A 9445-nucleotide genomic window follows, 5' to 3' on the forward strand; every position below is an offset into this window, starting at 1 on the left:
GGGGCGAACGCGGGTCAGGACGCCGACCGCGCCGGTACGGTGTCGTCCACCGGGACGTCGTCCGGCGCGGCCGGCCGGACGCGGACCATGGTCAGCACCGCCACGGCGAGCAGGACGGTGATCACGGTGCTGATCGCGCCGATCACGTTCAGCCCGCCGGTGAACGCCTCCCGGGCGGAGGCCAGCAGCGTCGCGCTGACCTCCCCGGGCAGCCGCTCGGCGGCGGCGACGGCGGTGGCCAGCGTGTCCCCCGCGGCGGTGCCCTCGGGGACGGTGACCTGGCTGCGGTAGACGATCGCGCCGATGCTGCCCAGGATGGCGACGCCGAGCGCCATGCCCAGTTCGGTGCTGGTCTCCGAGACGGCCGAGGCGGAGCCGGCCTGCTCGGGCGGTGCCGACCCGACGACGATGTCGGTGCCGAGGGCGATCAGCGGCCCGCCCCCGGCGTAGACCAGGAGGAAGCCGACCACCAGCTGGGTCAGCCCGCCCTCGCTGCCGAGCAGGGCCAGGCTCAGGTGCCCGACCGCCGAGACGGCCAGGCCGGCGGCCACCACGTGCGCCGGGGCGAAGCGCCCGGCCAGCACCGGGGAGAGCATCGAGGTGACGATCAGCGCGATCGCCGCCGGCAGCAGCCACAGCCCGGCCCGCAGCGGGGAGAGCCCCACCACGAGCTGGAGGTACTGCGTGACGAACAGGTACGTCCCACCGGCTATCAGCATGCTGAACAGCATCGCCACCAGGGCGGTGGTCAGCGCGCGGTTGCGGAACAGCCGCAGGTCGACCAGCGGGCTGGTGAGGCCCCGCTGCCGGCGGACGAAGAACACGCCGACGGCCAGGCCGGCGACGATCGCGAACACCGGCAGCAGGCCCGGATCGTCCTTGGCCAGCTCCTTGAGGCCGTAGATGACCGGCAGGATGGTGGCCAGGGACAGCGCCACGCTGGTCAGGTCGAGCCGGCCGGCGTCGGCGTCCCGGTACTCGGGCAGCAGGCGCGGGCCGGCCAGCAGCAGCACCACCATGATCGGCACGTTCAGCAGGAAGACCGAGCCCCACCAGAAATACTCCAGCAACGCGCCGCCGACCACCGGGCCGAGCGCGATGCCGACGGAGAACATGGTGACCCAGACGGCGATCGCGATCCCCCGCTGCTTCGCGTCCTGGAACATGTTGCTGATCAGCGCGAGGGTGGACGGCATCAGGGTGGCGCCGGCGATACCGAGCGCGGCGCGCGCGGCGATCAGCATGGCGGCGCTGTCGGCGTACGCGGCGATCACCGAGGCGACCCCGAACGCGGCGGCCCCGATCAGTAGCAGCCGACGCCGGCCGATGCGGTCACCGAGCGTGCCCATGGTCACCAGCAGGCCGGCGATCATGAAGCCGTAGATGTCGATGATCCACAGCATCTGTGGCGCGCTGGGCAGCAGGCTCTCGCTGATGTGCGGCACCGCGAGGTGCAGGACGCTCATGTCGATGGAGAGCAGCAGCGTCGGTAGTGCCAGCACTGCCAGGCCCAGCCATTCCCGGGTGCTCGCCCGGTGCTGCGGTTCGCTCGTGGTGCCCAAGGTGGTTCCTCTCTGGATGGTGCGGAGTGGTCAGTGCGAGAGCATCGCACTGGGGTGGGACATTTCTTGATGTTCCGCCATATGGGGGAAACAAAGGTTTAAGAGATGTTCCGCGATGGTCGCCGCGGTGTCCGGGTCGTACAGGTAGAAGTGGCCGCCGGTGAACATCAGGCGGGAGAAGACCCCCGTCGTCTCCAGCGACCACAGGTGCAGCCGGTCGGCGACGACGACCGGGTCATCCACCGCGCCCAGCGACAGGATCGGCACCGCCACCCCCGTCGGCGGCCGGCGGTAGGTCTCCATGGCTTCGAGATCGGCCCGGATCGCGGCCAGCGCGGGGCGCACCAGGTCCCCCCGGTGCAGCAGCTCGGGGCCGATCCCGCCGATCTCCACCAGGTGTTCCAGCAGTTCGTCGTCCGTCCGGCGGTGTGCGAACGGCGGCTCGCTGGGAAAGCACGGTGGTTGGCGGGCCGACACCGTGAGCAGCCGGGGCGGCCGGCCGAGCCGCTCCATCGCCCGGGTCAGTTCGTAGCCCAGCACACTGCCGAAGCTGTGCCCGACGACGGCGTACGGCAGCGGTGGCAGCTCCGCGACGGCGCGGCTGAGGCCGGCGACGAGCGGCGCCACCCGGCGCAGCGGCGGCTCCCCGGCCCGCAGCCCCCGGCCTGGCAACTGGGCGACCAGCAGCTCGACCCCCGCCGGCAGCACCGGCCGCCAGGTGCGGAACGCCGACGGCCAGCCACCGGCGTGCGGCAACGCGATCAGTCGCGCCCACGGTCCGCCGCGGGCCGGGCGGGCGGAGTGGGACCCGCCCTCGACCGGGTGCCGCAGGCCCGCGCCCACCCGCATCAACCAGCCGTTCATCGGCTCCGCCCTCCTCATGTCAGCATCGGGTGGTGGGCCTCGAGGTGCTCGACCACTCGGCTCTGCTGCGGTCGCAGCCGTTGCCCGGGCAGGTGCTCCAACGAGTGCAGGAAGGGATCGGGCGGGGGTGGCAGGCCGGCGATCGCCGACGCGATGGCCAACACCAGCGTCGGCTGGTACCAGGCCGAGTAGCCGCCCTCGTGGACGAAGACGATCCGCCCACCGGTGAGTTCGTCGGCCAGCGCGCACATCGTCAGGGTCATCGCGTGGAAGGTCCGGCTGGTGCACATCATCCGACCCATCGGGTCGTGGCCGCTCGCGTCGACACCGGCCGCGACCAGGATCAGCTCCGGGCGGAAGGCGCGCGCCGCCGGCACGACCAGCCGGGACAGCGCCGCCAGGTACGCCTCGTGCCCCGAACCGGCGGGCAACGGCACGTTGAGGGTGCGGCCCGCGCCGGCACCCGTGCCCGTCTCGGTGACCAGCCCCGACGCGGGTGGGAACAGCCCCTCCTGGTGGATCGAGACGTAGAGCACGTCCGGGTCCTCGTAGAAGGTGCGCTGGATGCCGTTGCCGTGGTGCACGTCCCAGTCGAGCACCAGCACCCGGCGTGCCCCGTGCCGCTGCGCCGCCCGCGCGGCGACCGCCACGTTGTTGTAGAGGCACAGCGCCATCGCCCGGTCCGGCTCGGCGTGGTGTCCGGGCGGCCGGACCAGGCAGTACGCCCGGTCGAAGCGTCCGTCGAGCACGGCGGTGGCCGCCTGCGCGCCGGCCCCCGCGGCCACCCGGGCGGCCTGGGCGCTGTGGTGGTTGACGTACGCGTACACCCCGGCGTCGCCCGCGCCGAGCGCGGAGGCCGCCTCGACCCGGGCGAGGTGTTCCGGCACGTGCACCAGCAGCAGGTCGTCGTCGGTGGCCGGCTCGGGGGTGACCGGGGTGTAGTGGTCCAGCACCCCGGCCAGCCGGACCAGTCCCTCGGCCCGGCGCAGGTCCGGGTCGACGGCGTGCTGGCGCAGGGGTTCGATGCCCGGACCGACGGGCAGGTAGCCCGATCCCGGTCCGGGGTCGTGCCAGAAGCAGATCTCGTGGCTGTACCAGGCGAGCTTCGACATGGGCGACGTCCTCGGCGCTCGACATCGGGCAGGGGCGGGTGGCCGGGGGGCGCCACCGACGGGACCGGGTCGGCGGCGCACCCCGGACCGGACGCCGCCGGTCAGGCGGCGACGGTGGCCGGCGCCCGGGTCACCCCGGACACCTCGGCGATGTACCGGTGGTAGTGCTCCCGCTCCTCGGCGGGGGTGAGCTTGGCCCGGAACGTGGCGTCCAGCCAGCCCAGCACCTGCTCGGCCTCGGCCCGGGTGAGGGCCCGGTCGCCGAGTTCCTTCTCGAACTCCCGGATCCGGGCGGTCGGCGTCAGCACCCCCTCGGCGTAGCCGGTCTCGTCGGTGTTGTGGTTGCGGGTGCAGGCGACAGCCTTCAGGACGGCACCGAAGAAGGCCCTGCTGTCGATGTCACTCACTGCGTTCTCCTCTCGACGGGGTTCCTCCGCCGGCCGCCCGGTCGGGCGGCCGGCAACACGGGTGGGTCTCGGTCGGAGCGCGCCGGCAGTTCTCAGGGAATGAGCCCGACCTGCCGGCCGGCCCGGGTGAAGACGGCGACGGCATGGTCGAGGTCGTCGGCGCAGTGGCTGAGGTTGACGATGGTGCGCAGCCGGGGCAGCGCCTTGGGCACGGTGGGATAGACAATGGGCTGGACGAAGATGCCCTCGGCCTGGCAGAGCCGGGCCATCTCCTGGGCCTGCCCGGCGCTGGCGCAGATGATCGGCACCACCGGTGTCTCGCTGGCCAGGGTGTCGAAGCCGAGACCGCGCAGCGTCGCCCGGTACCTGTCGGTGAGTGCCCGCAGTTCCCCGGTGAGCTGCGGGGCCGCCTCCATCACCTCCACCGCGGCCCGCGCGGCGGCCACCTGCATGGGGGTGCCGGCGGCGGAGAACATCCAGCCCCGGGCGTTGTTCTTCAGGGCGAAGACCAGGTCGCTGGAGCCGGCCACGTAGCCGCCGGTGCTGGGCACCGTCTTGGACAGCGTGCCCATCTTGACCGCGACCCGGGCCGGATCGATGCCGAAGTGCTCGGTGATGCCCCGCCCGGTGGCGCCCAGCACACCGAGACTGTGCGCCTCGTCGACCATCAGCGGCGCGTCGTAGCGCTCACACAGCGCCAGGATGCCGGGCAGGTCGGCGATGTCACCGTCCATGCTGAAGACCGCGTCGGTGACCACCAGTTTCCCGGCGTCACCCGCCCGGCGCAGGGCACGTTCCAGGTCGGTCAGGTCGTTGTGGGCGTAGGTGATCACGGTCGCGCCGGACAGCCGGTAGCCGTCCAGGATGCTGGCGTGGTTGTAGACGTCGCCGATCACCACGTCGCCCGGCCCGACCAGCGCGCCGATCGTCGCCACGTTGGCCATGTAGCCGCTGGTGTAGACGATGGCGTCCTCGGCCCCGAGGAACCGGGCGATGCCCAGCTCCAGCTCGCGGTGCAGGTGCAGGGTGCCGGCGAGCAGCCGCACGCCGTGCGCGCCGGTGCCGTGCCGCTCCAGGGCCCGCTGCGCCTGGTGGTTGATGTAGTCGTGGCCGATCAGCCCGAGATAGCTGTACGACGCGAAGTTCAGGAACCACCGGCCGTCGAACTTGATCCAGGCACCCTTGGACTCCTCGATGACCGGCTCGTAGAAGTAGTCGTCCTGGGCGATGACCACCCGGTCGTCCACCGACAACGCGTCGATGCGCCGGTCGAGGAAGGAGCCGTCCGGGTGGTCGCCGAGCCGGCCGGGCAGGGTGCGGCGGGGCACCGACGCGCCGACCGGGACGGCGGCACCGGGCGGCCCGGTGGGCCGCTCCCGGGCGGCCGGCGGACCCGCCGCCGGCCGGTGCCCGTTCGTCCCCGGGTTCCCCGTCGCCGGACCCGTCCCCGCCCGGTGGCCGGGCCGGGGCGGACGCCCGTCGGCGGCGTCGACGTCGCGGTAGCGGTCCCAGTCCGGCACGAAGCGCGCTGTCCCCGACGCGGTCGTCGGGCCCGGCGACGCGCCACCCGACCCGGCGGATGATCCGGCCGGCACGGCGGCGGACCCGGACCGTCCGCCCACCGGCACGGCGGAGGACGACGCCACCGGTACCGCGGCGACGGGGCGGGCCGGGGTGGCGGGCGCGGCCGGGGTGGGCGGGCCGGTGACGGGCGGGGCCGGGGTGGCGGGCGCGGCCGGGCCCGACGGGTGGCGGGGCAGTCCTTCCAGATGCCGGGCCAGCGCCCCGACGTCGGGGTGGTCGAACATGGCCACCGGGTCGACGTCCAGCCCCTCACCGGCCAGCGCGGCCGAGACCTCGACCGCCATCATCGAGTCCAGCCCCAGTTCCAGCAGGTTGTCCTCGGGCGACACCTGGTCGACGTGCAGGGTCCGCTTCAGGATCTCCGACAACGCCGGCCACAGCCGGGTCTCGACGGGGGTCACGGTGGTCATCTGGTCGTCCTCCGGTTCGTCGACTGCGGACACGACGTAGTTCGCGGGAGTCAGTTCGAGGGTGTGCCGCAGCAGCGCGATGCCGTCGGCGGCGGTCAGTGCCGGGATGCCGCGTGCCGCCGCGGCGTCGGCGATCCCCGCACCCATGCCGACCCGCCACAGACCCCAGCCGAGGCTGTACCACGCCTCCCCGGCGGCCCGACGGCGCGCGGCGTAGCCGTCGAGGTAGGCGTTGGCGGTCGCATAGGAACTCTGGCCGAGGTTGCCGTGGGTCGCCGAGATGGAGGAGAACAGCACGACGAACCCGGGTCGCGCGTCGGCGGGGAACGCCTCGTCGAGCGCGTGCACCCCACCGATCTTCGGCCCGAACACCTCGTCGATCCGCTCCGCCGACAGGCTGCGCGCCAACCCGTCGCGCAGCACACCCGCGGCGTGGAAGACCCCGTCGAAGGGTTCCGCGCCGCGCAGCACGTCCGGCAGCGTACGGACGTCGGCGGCGACGATCCGCAGGTCGCAGGTGGTGGCGAGCCGGTCCAGCCGGACCCTGGTCGGCCCCTCGGTGGGTACCGTGCGGCCGAGGAGGGTGAGGTGGGCACCGCCCGCACCGGCCAGGAACTCCGCCACGTGCAGGCCGATGCCGCCCAGACCACCGGTGACGAGGAACCGGCCACCGGCCAACGACCGGGCCGACCGCCCGGGTACGACCGGCACCGCCGGATGGGTGGGCGCGTACCAGGAGCCGTCCCGCCAGGCGAGTTCCGCCTCGCCGTGCCGTACCTCGTCGAGGGTCGGCGGCTCTGTGCCGCCGCCCAGGCCGATGTCGACGAGGCGGACCCGGGCCTGCGGGTGTTCGATCCGCAGGGTACGCGCGAGGCCCCACAGCGCGGCCTGTCCGGGCTCGATCGACTCACCGTCGGTGACCTGCTGGGCGGCGTTGGTGACGATGGTGAGGGCCGGCATGGGCGGCTGCGCCGCGAGCCGCCGGACCAGGGTGAAGACGCCGTGCAACAGGGCGACGGCCTCCGCCCGGTCCCGCCCGCCGCGCGGTGCCACGTAGACCACCTCGGCGGGCGGCGTCTCGGCAAGTGCCCGGTCGAGGTGGACGTCGTCCAGGTCGGCCGGGGTGAGCAGGACGGGCCCACCCTCGTACGACTCGACGCCGGCCTCCCCCGACACCACCCAGGTACGACCGGGGTCGGTGGCCGGTTCCGGGGTGGGGACGACCGGCCGCCAGGCCACGGCGGTGACCGAGCCGGCGGGCACCCGGTCGACTGACGCCGGATCAGCGGGAGGCGGGTCGACCTGAGACGGGTCGGTGGGTGCAGGGGTGGGGCGGGTCGACGGGGGTTGCCGGTGGGGGGCCGCCGGGGCGGTGGCCGGGCCGGCCGCCTTGAGGACGATCCGGTCCAGCTCCAACAACACCTCGCCCTGCTGGTTGCAGACCGTGGCCCGCCCGCGCACCGCGCCGCCGGCCCCGCCCGCCGGGTCGGTCCGCTCGACCAGGGCCAGGACCGTGCCGGTGACCGGCCGGCGGGCGGTGATCCGTCCGACGTACCAGGGCAGGCAGGCCCCCGCCGTGCCGTCGTCGAGCATGCCGAGGCACTGGAAGACGCTGTCCAGCAGCGGCGGCGGGACGAAGTGCCGGTCGGTCAGCCCGCCGGAGGCGCGGAGCACGGCCAGCATCCGGTCGGGCCCCCGGTGCGCGGCTCGGATCGCCCGCAACGTCGGGCCGTACGCGATGCCGCTGCTCCGCCGCCACTCGTCGACGGTGGCGAGCGGCACCTCGTCGGCGCAGCCGGCGCGCAGCCCCGCCACGTCCCGGTAGCTCGGCGGGGCCAACGCGGTGCGGGTGGCCCGGGCCCGGCTGTGCAGGACCGGGCCGGAGCCGTCCGGCTGCCACGAGGTGAGCGTGCACTCCCCGGCCGGGGTGAGCACGGTCTCGATCTCGACCGACCCGCCGGGCGCGACCGGCAGCGGCGCGAGGAACGCCACCCGGTCGAGCTGCCAGCTCCCGCCCTCCCGGGTCGCCGCGCAGGCGCTGAGCATCGCGTCGAGTTGCGCCGCCGCGGGCAGGACCGGCGTGTCGCCGATCCGGTGGTCACGCAGCACCGGGTGGTCGGCGGCGAGCGGCGTACGGTGGCCGTTCACAGCCGGAGGTCGAATCTGTCAGTGGCCAGCACCTGGCCGTTGACCTGGATGTCGACGAGGTGTTCGCCGGGGTAGTAGCGCCGGGTGGAGACCTCCCGGACCGGGTGCGACTTCTCCACCGCCCGGCGCTCGCCGGGGGCGAGGTCCAGCGTGGTCAGCTTGAACACCTTGGGGATGCGTTGGCCGTTCTTGCGGACGTGGTGCACGACGTAGTCCACGGTGACGGTGTGCCGGCGGCTGTCGGTGTTCTCGACGTCGAGACGGATCATGGTCGACTCACCGAGCGCCAGGGTGCGGGGGTGGAGCCCCATCGCGGGCACCCGGATGTGCTCGCCGCCGGTGACGCCCACGATCGCCAGCGCCTCCTGGTTACCCTTCTTGACCAGCGTGCGCAGTGCGTGCCGGACGATCCAGGTGGTCTCCGGGGTCGGGCTCTCCTGCGACCAGCGCAACGCGGTGGCCAGCGCGACGTCGGGCGAGTCCTTGGAGATGTCGTTGAGGTTGTTCGCCACCGACTTGCGCACGTACTCGGAGGGGTCGCTGCGCAGCGGTTCGAGGATCTCCAGTACGGGCTGCGGGTCCCGGACGAAGGCGGTGAGCGTACGCGCCCAGGGAAGCCGGGGACGCACCCCCTCGCTCGCCATTCTCCGGACGTTGTGGCTGGGATCCCGGGCCCAGTCGGCCATCCGCTTCATCGTCAGCTCGTGGTGCTGCTCGATGAAGGGGCGGATGGCGTACTCGGCGGTGTGCCGTTTGGTGATCTCGACCAGTGCGTCAAGGGACACCTCGGGGTGGTCCAGGCCGTACTCCTCGACGAACCGGGCCACCGGCATGAGGTACCAGCTCACGTTGAACATCCCCTCGCCCTCGGCGAGTTCGTCGCCGAGGATGGCCAGGATGATCTTCACGCTCTCGGGATAGTCCTCGGGGAGCCGGCTGCGCAGCCCCTCCGCCAGGACCAGGACGCGGTCCTTCAGCTCCTTTCCGGGAATGCGACGCTCCACCTCGACGGCGTATTCATCGACGTCGAAGTCCGGGTGAACCTCGCGGATCTTGCCGCCGATGAGGCGGGCGGCGTCACCGTTGAAGTGACGCTTGAGTCCGTATTCCGTAGTCATGACATCCGGTCCTTGTCGACGTGGTTTTCCCGGGCGGGCGGATAAAGGTGGATCTTATGTCTGGATGGCTTCTGTCTCCCGGAAGCCGGCCGGGCGGGGGAGCCGTCGGCCGCCCCGTCCGCTCCACCGTGGACCCAGAATCTCTGCCGTTGGAACGGGTAGGTGGGAATGGTGGTGGTGCGGTGCCCCTTCCCGTGATGCACCCCCGCCCAGTCGATCTCACCCAGACCCTGGTTGTAG

Annotated in this window: 7 protein-coding genes; all 7 read right to left on the minus strand. The window is 73.1% G+C overall.

Features of this window, described 5'->3' with window-relative positions:
* Positions 1-14: 14 nt before the first annotated feature.
* Positions 15-1466 carry an MFS transporter gene (locus B5D80_RS32140; RefSeq protein WP_088647690.1) on the minus strand — a complete coding sequence of 484 codons (1452 nt, stop codon included), beginning with the start codon at positions 1464-1466 and terminating at the stop codon, positions 15-17.
* Positions 1467-1592: 126 nt separating this feature from the next.
* Complete coding sequence (locus tag B5D80_RS32145) at positions 1593-2426, minus strand: thioesterase II family protein (protein WP_211291726.1); 834 nt, start codon at positions 2424-2426, stop codon at positions 1593-1595.
* Between the two features lie 14 nt (positions 2427-2440).
* Positions 2441-3538, minus strand: a complete 1098-nt coding sequence (locus B5D80_RS32150; RefSeq protein WP_088647686.1) for a class II histone deacetylase — start codon at positions 3536-3538, stop codon at positions 2441-2443.
* 101 nt (positions 3539-3639) lie between these two features.
* Positions 3640-3945: a hypothetical protein gene (locus tag B5D80_RS32155; protein WP_088647687.1), complete on the minus strand. Its 306-nt coding sequence runs from the start codon at positions 3943-3945 to the stop codon at positions 3640-3642.
* A gap of 92 nt (positions 3946-4037) precedes the next feature.
* Entirely contained in the window at positions 4038-8087 is a 4050-nt protein-coding gene (locus tag B5D80_RS32160) for an aminotransferase class I/II-fold pyridoxal phosphate-dependent enzyme (protein WP_088647688.1), read from the minus strand.
* Complete coding sequence (locus tag B5D80_RS32165; protein ID WP_088647689.1) at positions 8084-9205, minus strand: DNA alkylation repair protein; 1122 nt, start codon at positions 9203-9205, stop codon at positions 8084-8086. Before B5D80_RS32165 ends, B5D80_RS32160 begins: the two co-directional genes overlap by 4 nt.
* Positions 9202-9445: hypothetical protein (locus B5D80_RS34025; RefSeq protein WP_211291727.1), on the minus strand; the 244-nt coding region annotated here is incomplete at its 5' end. The genes B5D80_RS34025 and B5D80_RS32165, both read right to left, overlap by 4 nt.

This window comes from Micromonospora wenchangensis, assembly GCF_002210435.1.
In the GTDB taxonomy this organism is placed as follows: Bacteria; Actinomycetota; Actinomycetes; order Mycobacteriales; family Micromonosporaceae; genus Micromonospora; species Micromonospora wenchangensis.